Raw genomic sequence first — 17,328 nt, forward strand, 5'->3', positions numbered from 1 at the left:
CCGCGGTCGCATTCGTCCGAACGGCCCGGATCGACTGGCGCGTCGTCCGGCCGTCCGGGTGGTGCGCGCCGCCGCCGAACCCGGCGTGGCCGACCGTTCGCCGGCCCCGTGCGAGCGGGGAGGCGGTCGAGGAGACCGGCGCCCGCGCGCCCTCCCTCTAGCGGCTGCTGCGCGTGCTCGCGCCGCTGAGCGTAATGACGCGACGTGCCGCCGGCCTTTCCGAGCCGACGGAAATGGGGGCGGCTTTGAAAAGCGATGACCCCGGATCTGCGTGCGGGTTGCTCAAGCTTTTCTGTGGCCCGATATATGGCGGTCCTGTGGTGATCTGGTGGACGCCGCGCTGGTCTGGAAGGGGGTTATCGGAATGGAGTCAATGGTCGCGAACGAGGGGCTCGCGACGACGTCCATGTACGGATTCAGTCGTTTCCGCACCATGGCTGATCTGGACAGCTGAGGTGGAACGCTGAGCCGTCGTCTCGCGGCCGTGCCGGGAACCGGCGGGCACCCGTCCGAGCGGGTGTGCTCCGAAAGCGTGCTGTACGGCCGGAATGCCGAGCGCTTTCTGTCGGGGGAATTTGTTATGCCGGAGTGATCATTGCGGCGGATTCCCGGAATTTCTGAAAGTCGCCGCGGGAGATCAGTTGCGGGTCCAGTCGGGCTGGAGGAAGTCGGCGACCCGCACCTCGCGCCCGAGCAGGACCACTTCGCGGAACTGCCAGAGCATCGCCCCGGTCGGCGCGTGCACGACCCAGTCCGGGCGCAGCCGCATCTGCAGCAGGTGGCCGCCGTCCAGTTGCGGCACCCAGCGGGGCGTGTCGTCGGCGGCGAGCCGGCCCAGGCTCACGTGGTGGACGGAGTGGACCTCGTCCGGGCTGGGCCGCAGCGGGCCCGGCTCGGCCGGGGCCACCACGATCGGGGTGATCGCGAAACCGGACGCCGCCGGGAAGTCGTCGAGCGCGCCGAGCACCTCGCCGGGCCCGACGGCCAGCCCCAGCTCCTCGTGCAACTCGCGCAGCGCGGCCTCCTCGGGGGTCTCACCCTCGTCCACCCGGCCGCCGGGCAGCCCCCACTGGCCCGCGTTCCGGCCCCGGTCGGCCCGCTTGATCAGGATGACCGAGGGCGCGCCCCCGTGCTCCACCACGCACACCACCACCCCGGCGCGGCGGGACCCGGGGGAGTCGCGGACGGTGGTGCTGGAGAACGCGCCGAGCCGTTCGGCGGCCGTCTCCCGGAACGCAGGCAGGCTCACGAGGGGATCCGTCATGCGCTGATCTTCTCAGCCGCGCCCCGCCCGGGACCGGCCGGGCGGCGCCGACCGGAGGAGATCCACGGGAGTTCGCCGCGCGCGGCGCTGGCGCGTTTATACAAGACCGCAGGTGGGAGGGCTCCTAGCGTGGAACCTTCTTCGAACGGATGAGCGAGAGAGGCGTGCCGAGACGATGCCTGGAGAGACGATGGATTTCCGGACCCTGATGGCGCCCGCGGCGGAGACGGCGGCGCGGATCGTCCAGGGCGTCCCGGCGGGCCGCCTGGACGCGCCGACCCCGTGCCCCGACTGGGACGTGCGGGCGCTGATCAACCACATGACCTTCTGGGCCGCGCCGGCCGAGACGGCCGCGCGGAAGGAGCGGCCGCCCGCGGCGGAGGAAGAGGGGCACGACTACACAGAGGACGGCGACTGGGCCGCCCTCTACACCGAGCGGGCACGCAGGATGGCCGAAGCCTGGTCGGACCCCGCGGCCTGGGAGGGGGAGACCAGCCTCACCGGCAACCCGCAGGGCATGCCCGCGCCTGTCATCGGCGGGATGATGCTCGGCGAATGCGTCCTGCACGGCTGGGACCTGGCCGTCGCGACCGGGCAGGACACCGCCGCCATCCCGGGCGAGCTGGTCGAGGCCGCCTACGAGCAGCTGAAGCCCATGGCCGAGATGGGGCGGCAATACGGCGCGTTCGGCGAGGAGGCGAAGGTCCCCGAGGACGCCCCGCTTCTTGACCGGCTCTTGGGGCTGTCAGGACGCGATCCGCACTGGAAGCCCTGATCCCGCCGCGCGGGAGGTCGGCGGCACGAAAGTCGGGCGCGAGCGGGGCGCCGGGCGTTCTACGCTTGTGCCATGTCTTCCACGCCGTCGACCTCTTCTTCTCTCCGGGTTCGCTTCGCCCCTTCCCCGACCGGGATGTTCCACGTGGGCGGAGCCCGGTCCGCCCTGTTCAACTGGGTGATGGCCAAGCAGTCGGGCGGCACGCTGGTGCTGCGGATCGAGGACACCGACGCCTCCCGCAACGCGCCCGAATGGACCGAGGGGATCATCCGGGCGCTGGCCTGGCTCGGCATGGACGGCGAGGAGTACGAGGGCCCCTACTTCCAGTCCGCCAACGCCGACAAGCACGCCGCCGCCGTCCGCACCCTGATCGACGCCGGACGCGCCTACTACTGCGAGTGCACCCGCGACGACGTGATCGCCCGCACCGGCGACCAGCACAAGGGCTACGACGGCTTCTGCCGCGACCGCGGCCTGGAGCCGGGGCCGGGCCGGGCGCTGCGGTTCCGCACCCCCGACGAGGGCCAGACCACGGTGGTCGACCTGCTGCGCGGCAAGCCGGCGTTCGAGAACGCCCTCCTGGAGGACTTCGTCATCGCCCGCGCCGACGGCTCGGTGACGTTCCTGCTGGCCAACGTCGTGGACGACATGAGCCAGGACATCACCCACGTGGTCCGGGCCGAGGAGCACCTGTCCAACGCGCCCAAGCAGCAGCTGCTGTGGGAGACGCTCGGCGCCGAGCCGCCGGTGTGGGCGCACGTCCCCGTGGTCGTCAACGAGAAGCGGCAGAAGCTGTCCAAGCGGCGCGACAAGGTGGCGCTGGAGGCCTACCAGGCCGAGGGCTACCTGCCCGAGGCCATGCGCAACTACCTGATGCTGCTGGGCTGGGCACCGTCGGGCGACCGCGAGATCGTGCCGTGGGAGGTGATCGTCGAGGAGTTCCGGATCGAGGACGTCAACACCTCACCGGCGTTCTTCGACGAGAAGAAGCTGCGCGCGTTCAACGGCGAGTACATCCGCGCGCTTCCCGTCGAGCGCTTCGCGGCCGAGTGCCTGCCGTTCCTGGAAGGCGCGCCGTTCGAGGTCGACCCGGGCGTGTTCGAACGGCTCGCGCCGCTGGCCCAGACCCGGGTGGCGCTGCTCTCGGAGATCGTCCCGATGGTCGACTTCGCGTTCCTGGACGAGCCGCCCTTCGACGAGCAGTCCTGGAACAAGGCCATGCGGAAGGGCCCGGCCGCCGAGATCCTCGCCGCGGCCGAGGAGGCCTACCGGGACGCGCCGTGGGAGACCGAGGAGCTCAAGACGCGGCTGGAGGAGGTCGGCGCCGCGCACGGCCTCAAGCTCGGCAAGACGCAGGCGCCGGTCCGCGTCGCCGTCACCGGCCGCACCGTGGGGCTGCCGCTGTTCGAGTCGCTGGAGATCCTCGGCCGGGAGCGGACCCTGGCCCGCATCGCCGCCGCCCGCGCCAGGCTCGCCGCCGAGACCGCCTCCTAAGCGGGCACGGCCCGCACCAGGACGAGACGCGGCCCGCGGCGGGGAAACCCCCGCCGCGGGCCGCGGCCCCGCACGCTCAGACGGCCGCTCAGGGCGGCGGGGCGTCGTCCGGCCCGGAAACGGTGTCGTGCAGCTCGGCCACCCGGCGGTCCAGCTCGTCGAACTCCTCCCGGAGCGTGCCGGGGATCCGCTTGGCCAGCTTCTCCAGCTGCTCCTCCACCGATGCCAGCCTGCTCTCCACACCCGCCGAGCTCGCCGCGGCACGCGCCGCCGCCTCCGGAATGGTGCCCGGCTCCGGCCCGGTATCGCCACGCCCGGGGCCGGTGCGGTTCGGATCGGTGGACGGGCGGGCCTGCAGCAGTGCCGCCTGTTCCCGCAGCAGCGCCGCCTGCTCGCGCAGCAGGCCGGTCTGGTCGCGCAACTGCTTGTTCTTGTTGTGCAGCTCCACGAACACCGACACCTTGGCGCGCAGCACCCACGGGTCGAACGGCTTGGAGATGAAGTCGACCGCGCCCGCGGCGTATCCGCGGAAGGCGTAGTCGGGATCGCTGTTCACCGCCGTCAGGAAGATGATGGGCAGATCGCGGGTCTTGCGGCGGCGCTTGATGTCACGGGCCGTCTCGAAGCCGTCCATCCCGGGCATCACCACGTCCAGCAGGATCACCGCGTACTCGTCGGTCAGCAGGGCCTTGAGGGCCTCCTCACCTGACCGCGCCCGGATGAGGTCCTGATCGAGCGAGCTGAGGATGGCCTCCAGCGCGATGAGGTTCTCCTCGCGGTCGTCCACGAGCAGGATCTTCGCCTTGTCGTCCACGCTTGCCCTTCTCCGATCGCTCTCCCGGCCCGTCCCGGTTCGCCTTCCCGCGCGGACGCCCCGCGCCTCATGATCCTATTGTCGGCCGACCCGCCGGCCGGCGCCGCCGGGGTCAGCGGACGATCGAGGGTTGCAGCCAGTTGCGCATGACGTCCAGCAGATGATCCACATCCACCGGCTTGGGCACATAGTCCGACGCGCCGGAGGCCAGGCTCTTCTCCCGGTCGCCCTTCATCACCTTCGCCGTGATCACGATGATCGGCAGCTCGGCGAACTGCGGCATCTCCCGGATCGCCGCGGTGGTGGCGTAACCGTCGAGGCCGGGCATCATCACGTCCATGAGCACCAGCGCCACGTCCGGATTGCGGTGCAGCACCTCGATGCCCGCATGGCCGTCCTCGGCGTACAGCACCTCCATCCCGTAGCCCTCCAGCACGCTGGTGAGCGCGAAGACGTTGCGCACGTCGTCGTCGACGATCAGCACCTTGCGGCCCGAGAGCACGGTGTCGAGGAAGTCGGCGGGCGGCTCGTCCAGCAGCCGCCCGGTGAGGGCGGGCTCGGGCTCGCCCGGCCGCTCCCCCCCGGCCGGGGCCGGCTGGTCGGCGGGCAGCACCGCCTCCAGCGGCGGCGCGGTCGCGGCCGCGCCGGGGTCGGTCGCCGTCGCGGTGACCGCCGCGGGCACCGGCTCGTCCGGGAGCACGGGACGGCGCCGCCCGTCCGGCTCGCTGTACTGCGCGGGCAGGTACAGCGTGAACACGCTGCCGTGGCCGGGCTCGCTCTCGGCGTGGATCTCGCCGCCCAGCAGCCGGGCGATGTTGCGGCTGATCGACAGGCCCAGCCCGGTGCCGCCGTAGCGGCGGCTGGTGGTGCCGTCGGCCTGCTGGAACGCCTCGAAGATCACCTGGAGCTTGTCGGCGCTGATCCCGATCCCGGTGTCGACCACCCGGAAGGCGAGCACGTCCGGGGTGTTCCACAGCGCCGGCAGCGTGAAGCTGATGTCGCCGGCGCGATCGATCCGCAGCCGCACCTCGCCCTCGGCGGTGAACTTGACCGCGTTCGACAGCAGGTTGCGCAGCACCTGCTGCAGCCGCTGCTCGTCGGTGTGCAGCAGGCCCGGCACGTCGGGGGAGACGTCCACGGAGAACTGCAGGCCCTTGTCGATCGCCAGCGGACGGAAGGTCGCGTCGACGTAGTCGACCAGCCCGGAGATCGCCAGCCGCTGCGGGTGCAGCTCCATCTTCCCGGCCTCCACCTTGGCCAGGTCCAGGATGTCGTTGATCAGCTCCAGCAGGTCGGTGCCGGAGTCGTGGATGGTCTGGGCGAACTCCACCTGCTTGTCGGTGAGGTTGCCGCCCGGGTTCTCCGACAGCAGCTTGGCCAGCACCAGCAGGCTGTTGAGCGGGGTGCGCAGCTCGTGCGACATGTTGGCCAGGAACTCGGACTTGTAGCGCGAGGAGATGGCCAGCTGCTCGGCGCGCTCCTCCAGGGTGCGCCTGGCCTGCTCGATCTGGAAGTTCTGAATCTCGATGGCGCGGTTCTGCTGGGCCAGCAGCGCGGCCTTCTCCTCCAGCTCGGTGTTGGAGTTGCGCAGCTCGCCCTGCTGGCGCTGCAGCTCGTCCGAGCGCTCCTGCAGCTCCTGGGCCAGCCGCTGGGACTCGGTCAGCAGCGCCTCGGTGCGGGTGTTGGCGCTGATCGCGTTGAGCGTGACCCCGATCGTCTCGATCAGCTGGCTGAAGAAGGCCAGGTGGACGTCGGTGAACCGGGTGAAGGAGGCCAGCTCGATCGCGCCCAGCACCGAGTCCTCGAACATGATCGGCAGCACGATGATGTTGACCGGGCCGGACTCGCCCAGCCCCGACCCGATCTTGATGTAGTCGGCCGGGGCGTCGGCGATCAGCATCGTGCGGCGCTCGGCCGCGGCCTGTCCGACCAGGCCCTCGCCCAGCGCGAACCGGACCGCCCCGGCCCGGCCCTTGCGCACCCCGTACCCGGCGATCAGCACCAGGTCGGTGTCCTCGGCCGAGCTCTCGGCCAGGTAGAACGCGCCGTACTGGGCGTTGGCGGTCGGGGTCAGCTCGCTCATGATCAGCTCGGCGACCTGCATGAGGTCGCGGTGGCCCTGCATGAGCCCGCCGATCCGGGCCAGGTTGGTCTTGAGCCAGTCCTGCTCCTCGTTGGCCTGGGTGGTCTCGCGCAGGGTGGCGACCATCAGGTTGACGTTGTCCTTGAGCTCGGCGACCTCGCCGCGCGCCCCGACGGTGATGTTGCGGCTCAGGTCGCCGGTGGCGACCGCGCTGGCGACCTCGCCGATCGCGCGGACCTGGGTGGTCAGGTTCCCGGCCAGCTCGTTGACGCTCTCGGTCAGCCGCTTCCAGGTGCCCGACACGCCCTCGACCTCGGCCTGGCCGCCCAGCCGGCCCTCGATGCCCACCTCGCGGGCCACCCGGGTGACCTCCGAGGCGAACGACGACAGCGTGTCGACCATGGTGTTCAGCGTGGTCTTCAGCTCCAGGATCTCGCCCTGCGCGTCCACGTCGATGCGGCGGGTCAGGTCGCCGTGCGCGACCGCCGTCGCCACCTGGGCGATGTTGCGGACCTGGTAGGTCAGGTTGGACGCCATCCCGTTGACGTTGTCGGTCAGGTCCTTCCACATGCCGCCCGCGCCCGGCACGATCGCCTGGCCGCCCAGCCGGCCCTCCGTGCCGACCTCGCGGGCAACCCGGGTGACTTCGTCGGCGAAGGCGGACAGGGTGTCGACCATCGTGTTGATGGTGTCCTTGAGCTGGAGGATCTCGCCCTGCGCGTCGACGCTGATGGTCTTGGTCAGGTCGCCCTGCGCGACGGCGGTGGTGACCTGCGCGATCCCGCGGACCTGCGTGGTCAGGTTGTTCGCCATCGAGTTGACGTTGTCGGTCAGGTCCTTCCAGACCCCGCTGACCCCGTGCACCTTCGCCTGTCCGCCCAGCCGGCCCTCCGCGCCCACCTCGCGGGCCACCCGGGTGACCTCGTTGGCGAAGGCGGACAGGGTGTCGACCATCGTGTTGATGGTGTCCTTGAGCTGGAGGATCTCGCCCTGCGCGTCGACCGTGATCTTCTTGGTCAGGTCGCCCTGCGCCACCGCCGTGGTCACCTGGGCGATGTTGCGGACCTGGTAGGTCAGGTTGGACGCCATTCCGTTGACGTTGTTGGTCAGGTCCTTCCACACGCCGCTGACCCCGGGCACCCGGGACTGACCGCCCAGCCGCCCTTCGGTGCCGACCTCGCGGGCCACCCGGGTGACCTCGTCGGCGAACGCCGACAGCGTGTCGACCATCTGGTTCACGGTCAGCTTCAGCTGCAGGATCTCGCCCTGCGCGTCCACGGTGATCTTCTTGCCCAGGTCGCCCTCCGCGACCGCCGTGGTCACCTGGGCGATGTTGCGGACCTGGTAGGTCAGGTTGTTGGCCATCGCGTTGACGTTGTCGGTCAGGTCCTTCCAGACCCCGCTCACGCCCCGCACGTTGGCCTGGCCGCCCAGCTGCCCCTCGGTGCCGACCTCGCGGGCCACCCGGGTGACCTCGTCGGCGAACGCCGACAGCTGGTCGACCATGGTGTTCACGGTGAGCTTCAGCTCCTGCAGCTCGCCGGTCGCCTCGACGGTCACCTTCCGCGTCAGGTCGCCGCGGGCCACCGCCGTGGTCACCTCGGCGATGTCGCGGACCTGGTCGGTCAGCCGCCCCGCCATCGCGTTCACCGCGGCCGTCACGTCCCGCCACCGGCCGGTCATGCCGCGCGCCGACGCCTGCCCGCCCAGCCGGCCCTCGGTGCCGACCTCCCGGGCGAACTGGGTCACCTCCCAGGTGAACTGGTCGAGCAGCTCCACCATCGCGTTCACCGACTTGCCCATGCGCAGCAGCTCGCCGCGCATGGGCCGGCCGCGCACCCGCAGTTCCACCCGCTGGTTGAGGTCGCCCTGGGCCACCGCCTCGACCACCTGGTACATGCCGGTGGCCAGATCGGTGAGCTTGTCCATGATCGCGTTGGCGTCCTCGACCGCCAGCGCCCAGGTGCCCTTCAGCGCCCCGGCCGGGATCCGGCCGCGCAGCTGGCCCTCCCGGCCGATCTCCCGGCGCACCCGGCTCAGCCCGGTCGACAATTGCTCGCTGTTGTCCCGGATCTCCTCCAGGATCGCGGCCGCCTCCGCCACCGCGCCCTCGCCGGACACGTCGACCTCGGCACGGAGCTTGCCGTCCCGGACCGCGGTGAGCGCCTTCAGCAGCGGCGCCAGATCGGCGTCGCTGTAGCGGGGGGTGGTGTCACGGAACGAGCCCGCGTTGGGGCGGGTGCCGTACGCGGTACGGGGCATGCTCTTGGACCTCCTGGCCCGCGATCGGGGTGCACGTGGGGGTACAGGTGGACCACGGATCCTTCCTCCGAGGCCGCATCTGTACTCTACGTCGCCGCTCGGCCGGGAACCGGCCACGTGAGGACGCCTGAGCCGCGGGCGCGGGCTTGTAGTCTTCGTGTTACCGTCTGTCGTGCTTACCGCACGGTAGTGCTTTTCCCTGGCGGCGGGGCTTTTCTGGCCGACTGGTGGACCAGTCTGTCACGATAGCCAGACTCAGTGAGGCCCGTTGCCCCCCGGCGGGTGAAGATCGCGACGAGTGAGGAACGACTGTTGGAACGGCAGACGGTGTCGGCCACCTTCCCGTCCGCCGCGACCTCGGTGGCGGACGCCCGCAAGTTCGTCCGGCGGGTGCTCGCCGACTGGGACATGGACGAGGCCGCCGACGACGCCGTGCTGGCCACCAGCGAGCTGGCCACCAACGCCGTCACCTACGCCGGGACCTCCTTCGAGGTGGCCTGCCGGCTGACCGTCGACGGCGACATCCTGGTCGAGGTCCGCGACCTGCACCCCACCCGCTCGCTCGCGATGCCCGGCATGAACGCCTCCAGCGGGCGGGGCCTGCCGTCGATCGCGCGGCTGGCGGCGTCCTGGGGCGTGACCTACGACCGCCGCACCAAGGGCGTGTGGTTCCGGCTGCCCCGGCCCGGCGCGTCCAACGGGGTCGCGTCGCCGCGGGTGTCCTCGGAGGGGCACGGCACGCTGACGGGCGGCCTCGACGGTGCGGCGGGCGCGGCCGGCATGGCCGGCCCGGGGCGCGCCGGCGCGGCGTTCACCCGTCCCGGCGGCCTGGACGGCGCCGCCGCCGGATCCGGGCGCGGCGCGCGCGACCCGCTGGGGGCGCGGGGCCGCCGAGACGCCGACACCGGCGCCGCGGGCTCCGGCCTGCCCGGCCCCGGCGGCGACCGCATGCTCCGCTCCCCGGCCGCCCGCGAGTCCCTGGAGAACGCCGTCACCACCGTCCGGGACGTCCTGGACGCCGACGCCGCCGCCGTCCTGCTCACCGAACGCGACGGCAGGCTGGTCCTGGGCGCCTCGGCGGGCCTGCCCGGCGACGTGCCGATCGGCGAGCTGTCGGTGGTCAACCTCGGCCCCGACGCCCGCGCCGGATCGCCCTGGGTGTCCTCCGACGCCTCCGACCCCATCGCCGCCGCCCTGCGCGCCCGCTCCCTGGCCGCCGCGCCGCTGGAGGCCCAGGGGCGCCTCACCGGCGTGGTCGTCGCGCTGTCGTCCGCGCCCGGCCGGTTCGAGGAGTCCACCGCCACCCGCCTCGGCCGCATGGCCGACGAGATGTCGCTGTCCCTGGAGAAGGCCAGGGTCGGCGAGCTGGAACGCTCCTGGCGCGGCTGGCTCAGCTTCGTCGCCGAGGCCAGCGACCTGCTCGCCGGCACCCTCGACCAGGAGCGCACCATGGCCCTGGTCGCCCAGCTGGTCGTCCCCCGGCTGTCCACCTGGTGCGCCGTCTACAACGTCTCCGACGCCGGCGCCGCCCGGCTCGCCTACGTCTGGCACGCCGACGAGACCCGCTCCGACGGCCTGCGCGAGCTCCTCGAGCACGCCGACATGGCGCCCCCGATGGACACGCCCGGCCCCTGGCACGGCCTGGCCACCGCCCCGCAGGACGTGCGGGCAGCGGCCGGGTCCACCGCCGCCGACCAGGCCTACGCCTTCCCGCTGATCGCCCGCGGCCGCCGCATCGGCACCATCGTCATCGGCCGCCCGGCCGGCGACCGCTTCCCGCGCAGCGCCGTCGAGCTGGCCGAGGAGCTGTCCCGGCGCGCCGCCCTGGCCGTCGACAACGCACGCCTCTACTCCGAGCAGACCGCGATGAGCAGCGCGCTCCAGCGCAGCCTGCTCCCGCCCGCCATCCCCGACATCCCCGGCCTGGAGGTCGCGGTGGTGTACGAGCCCGCCGGCGAGGGCAGCGAGGTCGGCGGCGACTTCTACGACGTCTTCGAGACCACCGGGCCGGGGGGCCTCGCCTCGTCCGCGCGCTGGCGCTTCGCCATCGGCGACGTGTGCGGCACCGGCCCCCAGGCCGCAGCCGTGACCGGCCTGGCCCGGCACGCGCTGCGCATCCTGGCCGCCGAGGACATGTCGGTGCCCGACGTCCTGGCCCGGCTGAACCGGCTCATCCTCGCCGAGGGCGAGCGGGGCCGGCTGCTCACCCTGCTGCACGGCGAGATCGCGCCCCGGGCCCGCCGCGACGGCGTCTCGATCAGGCTGACCAGCGCGGGCCATCCGCCGCCGCTGGTGCTGGACCCGGACGGCAAGGTCACCGAGGCCGCCTCCCCGCAGCCGCTGCTCGGCGTGTTCGACGGGGTGGAGTTCCGCACCGAGACCGTCCAGCTGCGCCGCGGCCAGGTGCTGCTGTGCGTCACCGACGGGGTAACCGAACGGCGTTCGGGTGCCCGGCTGCTCGGCGACGGGCACGGCCTCGAACGGCTGCTGGCGGGCTGCACCGGGCTCAGCGCGGGCGCGGTCGCCGCCCGGATCCAGCGCGCGGTACGGGATTTCGGTCCCGAGCCCTCCGGCGACGACGTTGCCCTCATCGTTCTCCGGGCGTCATGATGGAGCTCAACAATCGGTAAGGTGGGGTGGCGTGGGGCTTGCCTTGCACACGACACGACAGGAAGGCCGGGCGACGATCGCCGCGCGCGGCTCGATCGACCTGCACTCCTCGGACGAGCTGCGGTCGCGGCTCACCGAGCTCGTCGACGCCGGCGAGCGCGAGGTCGTGGTCGACCTGACAGCCGTGGACTTCTGCGACTCGTCCGGCCTGAACGTGCTCGTCCGCGCCTACAAGCACGCGCGCGCGCAGAACGCCACCCTCACCGTCACCGGCGCCTACGGCCGGGTCGAGAACGTCCTGCGCACCACCGGCTTGGACCGCTTCCTCATCGGCGGGGCGGCGGGGGAGGGGGTCGGCTGATGGGCACCCGTACCTCTGGCCGCGCCGCCCGGCGATCCCGCCTGGCGGCGATGTTCCGCCCGCCCTGTGCGGCCCATGGGGTGCATGCGGCGGCAGGTGTGGTCCCCGTGGCGAGCGCTGAGTGACCGACCCCATGACCGAGACCACGCTCCGTGCGGCCCCCCAGACCGAGGCGGTGGAGTATGCCCGCCGGCTGGCCGCCCGCACCATGCGCACCTGGGCCCTCATGGAACGCGAGGAGCTGGTGACCGCCATCGTCGCCGAACTCGTCGCCAACGCGGTCCTGCACGCCGGCACCGCCCTGGAACTGCGGCTGCTGCGCAGCCCCGGCCGGGTCCGCGTCGAGGTCCGCGACCGCGCCGCCCAGATGCCCCGGCTCACCGTTCCCGGGCCGCTGGACGAGTCGCATCGCGGCCTGTTCATCGTCGACCGCTTCGCCAACGACTGGGGCGCCGACCCCGTCACCGGAGGCAAGGTCGTCTGGGCCGAGGTCAGCGTCTGAGCACCGGCCCCGCGGGCTCTTCCGGCCCGAGGGCCGCCCCGGAGCATGATCCCGCCGCGGGATCGCCGGCCCTGCCGGACCGGGACCCCGCGGCGGTATCGAACCGATGCCGAACGAGCGCCGCCGTCAGTGCGTCTTGCGGTACAGCTCGGCGACCATGAACGCCAGATCGAGGGACTGGCCGCGGTTGAGCCGCGGGTCGCACGCCGTCTCGTACCGCTGGTGCAGATCGTCCTCGTCGATCGGGTGCCCGCCGCCGACGCACTCGGTGACGTCGTCCCCAGTGAACTCGATGTGGATGCCGCCCGGGTGGGTGCCCAGCCCACGGTGCACCTCGAAGAACCCCGTCACCTCGTCCAGCACGTCGTCGAACCGGCGCGTCTTGTGGCCGCCGCGCGCCTCGAAGGTGTTGCCGTGCATCGGGTCGCAGATCCACGCGACCCGCGCCCCGCTCCGCTCCACCTTCTCGATCAGCGGCGGCAGCGCGTCCCGGACCTTCGACGCCCCCATCCGGGTGATGAACGTCAGCCGCCCCGGCTCGCGGTCCGGGTCCAGCCGGTCGATCAGCGCCAGCGCGTCGTCGGCGGTCGAGGTCGGCCCCAGCTTCACCGCGATCGGATTGCGGATGTGCCGCAGGAACTCCACGTGCGCGCCGTCCAGCTGCCTGGTGCGCTCCCCGATCCACACCAGATGGGACGACACGTCGTACGGCAGGCCGCTCAGGCTGTCGATCCTGGTCAGCGCCCGCTCGTACTCCAGCAGCAGCGCCTCGTGGCTGGAGTAGAACTCCACGCTGTGGAACTCGTCGGGATTTGCACCGCACGCGTGCATGAACGTCAGCGCGCGGTCGATCTCACCCGCCAGGCGCTCGTACCGCCGTCCCGCCGGGCTGCCGGCCACGAAGTCCTGGTTCCACGCGTGCACCTGCCGCAGGTCGGCGTAGCCGCCCTTGGTGAACGCCCGGCACAGGTTCAGCGTGACCGCCGAGCAGTGGTAGGCCTTCAGCAGCCGCCACGGATCGTTCCGCCGCTCGTCGGGGGTGAAGGCGAAGCCGTTGACCGCGTCCCCCCGGTAGGCCGGCAGCTCCAGACCGCCGCGGATCTCGGTGGGTTTGGACCGCGGCTTGGCGAACTGCCCCGCCATCCGGCCGATCTTGACCACCGGCACGCTGGCGGCGTAGGTCAGCACGACCGCCATCTGCAGCAGCGTCTTGAGCTTGTTCTTGACGGCGTCGGCGTTGGAGCCCTCGAAGGTCTCGGCGCAGTCACCGCCCTGGAGCACGAACGCCTCGCCCCGGGCGACCTCGGCGAGACGTTCCCTGAGCTGGTCGCACTCGCCGGCGAAGACCAGCGGTGGTTGCTTGGCGAGCTCCTCGGCGACGGCCCGCACCTCGGCCGGGTCGTCCCACTCGGGCTGCTGGAGGGCGGGGAGGTCGCGCCAGGCGTCGAGGTCCCCCGTGATGTTCTTGGCCATGTCGAGATCTACCTGCGAACGGTCGATGGAGTGGAGTGCTGCGTTCGATCGGGACAAGGCTATGGCACGGGAAGCACCGCGGCATTGGCCGAACGACGTAGACGGGCCGCCCCGGAGGCCGAGGCGAGCGCCCGGAGACGGCCCGGAGACCGGGCCGTCGCCCCGGGAACGCTCATGCCGCCTGCGAACCGGCCGCGTGGCGCATGGGGCGGCCGCGCATGGGCTCCCCGCCATCGGCCGGCGCGGCCGCCGGCGCCCCCAGCGCACGGCGGCCGGTGCCGTCGGCGTCGGTGGCCAGCTGCCGCAACCGCCGCAGCGAACGATCGGTGATCTGCCGTACCCGGTTGTGGCTCAGCCCGTAGCGGGCGCCGATCTGCGCGTACGACAACGGCTGCCCGCTGTCCATCCCGAACCGCGCCCGCAGGATCGCCGACTCCCGCTCGGGAAGCCGCTCCAGCAGCCGCGCCAGGCCCTCGAGATCGTCCAGCGCGACGATCTCCGCCTCGGGCGTCACCGCCTCCGGGTCCTCCAGCAGGTCGCCCATCGGCGTCTCACCGGCGTCGTCCACGGTCGCGTCCAGGCTGGCCGGGTCGCGGCGCCACCGCATCAGCTCGTCGACGTGCTCGGGCTCGACGCCGACCGCCCCGGCCAGCTCGTCCCGCGTCGGCTCCCGGCCCAGCTCGCGCCCCAGCTGCCGCTCGGCGCGGCGCAGCCGGGACAGCTCCTCCTCCACGTGCACCGGCAGCCGGATCGTCCGGGCGGTGTGGCTGAGCCCGCGCCCGATCGCCTGCCTGATCCACCAGGTCGCGTAGGTCGAGAACTTGTAACCGCGGCGATAGTCGAACTTCTCCACCGCGCGCATCAGCCCGAGGTTGCCCTCCTGGATGAGGTCGATCAGGGGCAAGGCGTCGGTGGGATACTTGCGGGCGATCGAGACCACGAGCCGGAGGTTGGCCTCCACGAACCTGCGCTTGGCGCGCAGGCCCGCCTCGACGAGCTCTTCCAGCTCCTCCAGGGTCGCGCCCTCGGGCGACGTCCCCTGCTCCAGGAGCTGCTCGGCGTACAGGCCCCCCTCGATCGCCTTCGCCAGATCGACCTCCTCCACCGCGTCCAGCAGCGGCGTGCGGCCGATCCGGTCGAGATACGCCCCGACGAGATCCTTGTCGGGGGCGTCGACCCTGTCGCCCTTGGTGCGGGTTGCAGCCATCCTGACCCTTCTCCGATGCGATCTCCCTGACGGGACAACGCCCAATCACCCCCCTGAGATTCCCGGGTGGGGAATACTGCGAGGTCGTTGACCGCTCTACCGTCCTGATACCCCGAGCGAGGAGCGAACGACATGGCGACGGTCACATTGACCGCGGACAACTTCGACGAGGTGGCCCAGGGCGACGGGATCGTGCTGGTCGACTTCTGGGCCGAATGGTGCGGTCCGTGCCGCCGGTTCGCCCCGGTCTTCGAGAAGGCGGCCGGGACCCACCCCGACATCGTCTTCGCCAAGGTCGACACCGAGGCCGAGCCTGAGCTGTCGGAGCGCTTCGGCATCGCCTCGATCCCGACGCTGATGGCGATCCGGGACGGCGTGATCGTGTTCGCCGAGCCCGGGGCGCTGCCCGGCTCGGTGCTGGAGAACGTGATCGAGCAGGTGCGCGGCCTCGACATGGAGGACGTGCGGCGCCGCCTCGAGGCCTGACCGGCCCTTTCCCCGGGCGGTTCGTACAACGGAACCCCGTAGTACGGCCGCCCACCGGCGTTTCCGTTCCCCCCCAAGGAGAAGCGACCTATGAGACCCCTGCGCTGGGTCGTCCGGTCGGCCCCCGTCGCCCGGCTCCGCCAGGCCGGGCGCCCCATCCGTACCGAGGACTACGTCGAGAACGGCGTCTACGTCATCCGCGCGGACCTGCCCGGCGTCGACCCGGCCCGCGACATCGACGTCTCCGTCCATGGCGACACGGTCGAGATCAAGGCGATCCGCCGCGACAACCTCAAGGCGCGGGGCGCGGGGCGCGGCCACCACGCCGAGATCCCGTACGGCCTCTACCGCAGGGTGATGACCCTGCCCGGCGAGGCGGACGGCGACACCCTGACGACGCGCTACCGCAACGGCGTCCTGGAGGTCGCGCTGCCCCTGCGCGGCTGAGCGAACCCGGGCCGGGCGCGCCCCGGTACGCGCATGGTCGATGATGGACGTGTGCTGGCCGACGTCGTCGAATACCTCGTGTGCCCCGTGTGCGGGGAGAGCCTCGCGCTCGAGACGAGCGCGCTGAGATGCCCTGCCGGGCATGCCTTCGACATCGCCCGGCAGGGCTACGCCAACCTGCTCCTGGGCAACGCGCGGCCGGGCACCGCCGACACTCCGGAAATGGTGCGAGCGCGGGACGCCTTCCTGGGCGCCGGCCATTTCGCGCCGGTGTCGGACCTGCTCAGCGAACGCCTATCGGAGGGGCTGGGAGAAGAACGGGAGCCGGTCGTTCTCGACGCAGGCGCCGGAACGGGGTATTACCTACGGGACGTGCTCGACCGTTCACCCGACGCGGTCGGCCTCGCACTGGACATCTCCAAGCACGCGGCCCGGCGGGCGGCACGCGCGCATCCGCGGATAGGAGCGATCGTCACCGACCTGTGGCGCCCCCTGCCCCTACGGTCCGACGTGGCCGATGCAATCCTGAACGTCTTCGCGCCGCGCAACGCCTCCGAGTTCCATCGCGTCCTGAAGCCGGAGGGGACGCTCTACACCGTCACCCCGTCGGAACGCCATCTCCAGAGCCTGGTCTCCACGCTGGGCCTGCTGTCCGTCGACGAGCAGAAGACCGAACGCACGGAGGCGGCACTCGTCGGCCATTTCACGCTCGAGACGTGCCGAGTGCTGGACGTCGACGTGACCATGAGCCGATCCGAGGCCGCCACGCTCGTGGGCATGGGACCGAGCGCTCATCACATACCGGCGGAAGAGCTCGGCAAGCGGCTCGCCGAACTACCCGACCCGCTCCCGGTGCCACTGTCGTTCGTGCTCTCGGCATACCGCCGCCTTCAACCGTGAACGCCGGCCGCCTCGAACCTGACCGACGCCCGCGAGCGCTGATTTGACGATCATCGGCTGTGCTTCTAATGTCATCCATGCCCAAGGGGATGCGGGACGCCGAGAGGCGGACGGCCCCGGGCTCCGACCCAAAACCGGTTCGAGTTCCGCTCGACCTGTTGTACGATGGGGCGGTCAGCCCGAGACGGGATGCAGGACGCCGCAAGGTGGCCGGCCCGATGGGCACTTTCCGTAGAACAAGACGGCGGTCTTCGGGCTCGCCCAGTCTTGATGTGCGGAAGCCGGAGCACTCTCCTCTCGTTGAATCGATCTTCAAACGGTCGACTTGACAGGCAGGAAAGTTCCGGTAAGTTAGAAGGGTTGCCCCGGAGCAAGGCTCGCGAGAGCGGGTCGAGCGCGGTGGGTGTCCGTTTCTTGAGAACTCAACAGCGTGTTAAAAGCCAGTGCCTTTATCGGTTCGGCCTTAGTGTCGGACCGCCCCGTGGCCGCGGTTCTCTTCGGAGGTCCGTGGTGGGGATTTCTTTGAGGCAATGCGCCGGCCCTGTGGGTCGGTGTATCGCTGGGATTGTTTTCCTGAGGTTTGGCAGCCCGGTTCTGCTGGGTTGTCGTTGGACCTTGATGGAGAGTTTGATCCTGGCTCAGGACGAACG

14 protein-coding genes are annotated in these 17,328 nt (G+C 71.5%); 9 read left to right on the top strand and 5 right to left on the bottom strand.

Annotated features, from left to right (window positions below; all coding sequences use genetic code 11):
* Nucleotides 1-328: 328 nt before the first annotated feature.
* On the top strand, nt 329-454 hold the full coding sequence (locus ABD340_RS11680; RefSeq protein ID WP_344588788.1) for a hypothetical protein: 126 nt from the start codon (nt 329-331) through the stop codon (nt 452-454).
* A 183-nt stretch (nt 455-637) separates the two neighbouring features.
* Here the strand turns inward: ABD340_RS11680 and ABD340_RS11685 are convergent, their stop codons facing one another.
* Complete coding sequence (locus ABD340_RS11685) at nt 638-1,264, bottom strand: NUDIX hydrolase (RefSeq protein WP_344588790.1); 627 nt, start codon at nt 1,262-1,264, stop codon at nt 638-640.
* Between the two features lie 190 nt (nt 1,265-1,454).
* Between ABD340_RS11685 and ABD340_RS11690 the strand changes: the two genes are divergently transcribed.
* Together ABD340_RS11690 and gltX are read left to right on the top strand one after the other, a co-directional pair.
* The gene (locus tag ABD340_RS11690) at nt 1,455-2,039 is read left to right on the top strand and encodes a TIGR03086 family metal-binding protein (protein ID WP_344588791.1); all 585 of its coding nucleotides are present in this window, start codon (nt 1,455-1,457) and stop codon (nt 2,037-2,039) included.
* Nucleotides 2,040-2,111: 72 nt separating this feature from the next.
* Entirely contained in the window at nt 2,112-3,533 is a 1,422-nt protein-coding gene (gltX, locus tag ABD340_RS11695) for a glutamate--tRNA ligase (RefSeq protein WP_344588792.1), read from the top strand.
* 88 nt (nt 3,534-3,621) lie between these two features.
* Here gltX and ABD340_RS11700 read toward each other — a convergent pair whose 3' ends face one another.
* Both ABD340_RS11700 and ABD340_RS11705 read right to left on the bottom strand, forming a co-directional pair.
* A complete protein-coding gene (locus ABD340_RS11700; RefSeq protein ID WP_344588793.1) occupies nt 3,622-4,347 on the bottom strand; it encodes a response regulator in 726 nt (241 codons plus the stop codon).
* A gap of 112 nt (nt 4,348-4,459) precedes the next feature.
* Nucleotides 4,460-8,692 carry a HAMP domain-containing protein gene (locus ABD340_RS11705; RefSeq protein WP_344588794.1) on the bottom strand — a complete coding sequence of 1,411 codons (4,233 nt, stop codon included), beginning with the start codon at nt 8,690-8,692 and terminating at the stop codon, nt 4,460-4,462.
* Between the two features lie 312 nt (nt 8,693-9,004).
* On the opposite strand from ABD340_RS11705, the gene ABD340_RS11710 reads away from it, so the two are divergent.
* The 3 genes from ABD340_RS11710 to ABD340_RS11720 all read left to right on the top strand — a co-directional run bounded on the left by ABD340_RS11710 (nt 9,005) and on the right by ABD340_RS11720 (nt 12,165).
* Nucleotides 9,005-11,302: a SpoIIE family protein phosphatase gene (locus ABD340_RS11710; protein ID WP_344588795.1), complete on the top strand. Its 2,298-nt coding sequence runs from the start codon at nt 9,005-9,007 to the stop codon at nt 11,300-11,302.
* Nucleotides 11,303-11,333: 31 nt separating this feature from the next.
* A complete protein-coding gene (locus tag ABD340_RS11715) occupies nt 11,334-11,663 on the top strand; it encodes an STAS domain-containing protein (RefSeq protein WP_344588796.1) in 330 nt (109 codons plus the stop codon).
* 133 nt (nt 11,664-11,796) lie between these two features.
* Nucleotides 11,797-12,165 carry an ATP-binding protein gene (locus ABD340_RS11720; RefSeq protein WP_344588797.1) on the top strand — a complete coding sequence of 123 codons (369 nt, stop codon included), beginning with the start codon at nt 11,797-11,799 and terminating at the stop codon, nt 12,163-12,165.
* Nucleotides 12,166-12,291: 126 nt separating this feature from the next.
* Here ABD340_RS11720 and ABD340_RS11725 read toward each other — a convergent pair whose 3' ends face one another.
* Both ABD340_RS11725 and ABD340_RS11730 read right to left on the bottom strand, forming a co-directional pair.
* Complete coding sequence (locus tag ABD340_RS11725) at nt 12,292-13,638, bottom strand: class II 3-deoxy-7-phosphoheptulonate synthase (RefSeq protein WP_344588798.1); 1,347 nt, start codon at nt 13,636-13,638, stop codon at nt 12,292-12,294.
* Nucleotides 13,639-13,810: 172 nt separating this feature from the next.
* Nucleotides 13,811-14,845 carry a sigma-70 family RNA polymerase sigma factor gene (locus tag ABD340_RS11730; protein WP_344588800.1) on the bottom strand — a complete coding sequence of 345 codons (1,035 nt, stop codon included), beginning with the start codon at nt 14,843-14,845 and terminating at the stop codon, nt 13,811-13,813.
* Between the two features lie 132 nt (nt 14,846-14,977).
* Between ABD340_RS11730 and trxA the strand changes: the two genes are divergently transcribed.
* From trxA to ABD340_RS11745, 3 genes are all read left to right on the top strand, one after another.
* Nucleotides 14,978-15,331 (top strand): thioredoxin, encoded by a 354-nt coding sequence (trxA, locus tag ABD340_RS11735; RefSeq protein WP_344588802.1) that lies wholly within the window; start codon nt 14,978-14,980, stop codon nt 15,329-15,331.
* A 90-nt stretch (nt 15,332-15,421) separates the two neighbouring features.
* Complete coding sequence (locus ABD340_RS11740; RefSeq protein ID WP_344588804.1) at nt 15,422-15,778, top strand: Hsp20/alpha crystallin family protein; 357 nt, start codon at nt 15,422-15,424, stop codon at nt 15,776-15,778.
* 33 nt (nt 15,779-15,811) lie between these two features.
* Nucleotides 15,812-16,678, top strand: a complete 867-nt coding sequence (locus tag ABD340_RS11745; RefSeq protein ID WP_344588805.1) for a putative RNA methyltransferase — start codon at nt 15,812-15,814, stop codon at nt 16,676-16,678.
* Nucleotides 16,679-17,328 lie beyond the last annotated feature (650 nt).

It is taken from the genome of Actinomadura vinacea, assembly GCF_039532545.1.
GTDB lineage: Bacteria > Actinomycetota > Actinomycetes > Streptosporangiales > Streptosporangiaceae > Spirillospora > Spirillospora vinacea.

Coding starts and splice junctions, on each gene's coding strand:
- ABD340_RS11685 (WP_344588790.1), bottom strand. CDS start 1,264: ATGACGGATCCCCTCGTGAGCCTGCCTGCGTTCCGGGAGACGGCCGCC.
- ABD340_RS11690 (WP_344588791.1), top strand. CDS start 1,455: ATGGATTTCCGGACCCTGATGGCGCCCGCGGCGGAGACGGCGGCGCGG.
- gltX (WP_344588792.1), top strand. CDS start 2,112: ATGTCTTCCACGCCGTCGACCTCTTCTTCTCTCCGGGTTCGCTTCGCC.
- ABD340_RS11705 (WP_344588794.1), bottom strand. CDS start 8,692: ATGCCCCGTACCGCGTACGGCACCCGCCCCAACGCGGGCTCGTTCCGT.
- ABD340_RS11720 (WP_344588797.1), top strand. CDS start 11,797: ATGACCGAGACCACGCTCCGTGCGGCCCCCCAGACCGAGGCGGTGGAG.
- ABD340_RS11725 (WP_344588798.1), bottom strand. CDS start 13,638: ATGGCCAAGAACATCACGGGGGACCTCGACGCCTGGCGCGACCTCCCC.
- ABD340_RS11730 (WP_344588800.1), bottom strand. CDS start 14,845: ATGGCTGCAACCCGCACCAAGGGCGACAGGGTCGACGCCCCCGACAAG.
- trxA (WP_344588802.1), top strand. CDS start 14,978: ATGGCGACGGTCACATTGACCGCGGACAACTTCGACGAGGTGGCCCAG.
- ABD340_RS11740 (WP_344588804.1), top strand. CDS start 15,422: ATGAGACCCCTGCGCTGGGTCGTCCGGTCGGCCCCCGTCGCCCGGCTC.
- ABD340_RS11745 (WP_344588805.1), top strand. CDS start 15,812: ATGGTCGATGATGGACGTGTGCTGGCCGACGTCGTCGAATACCTCGTG.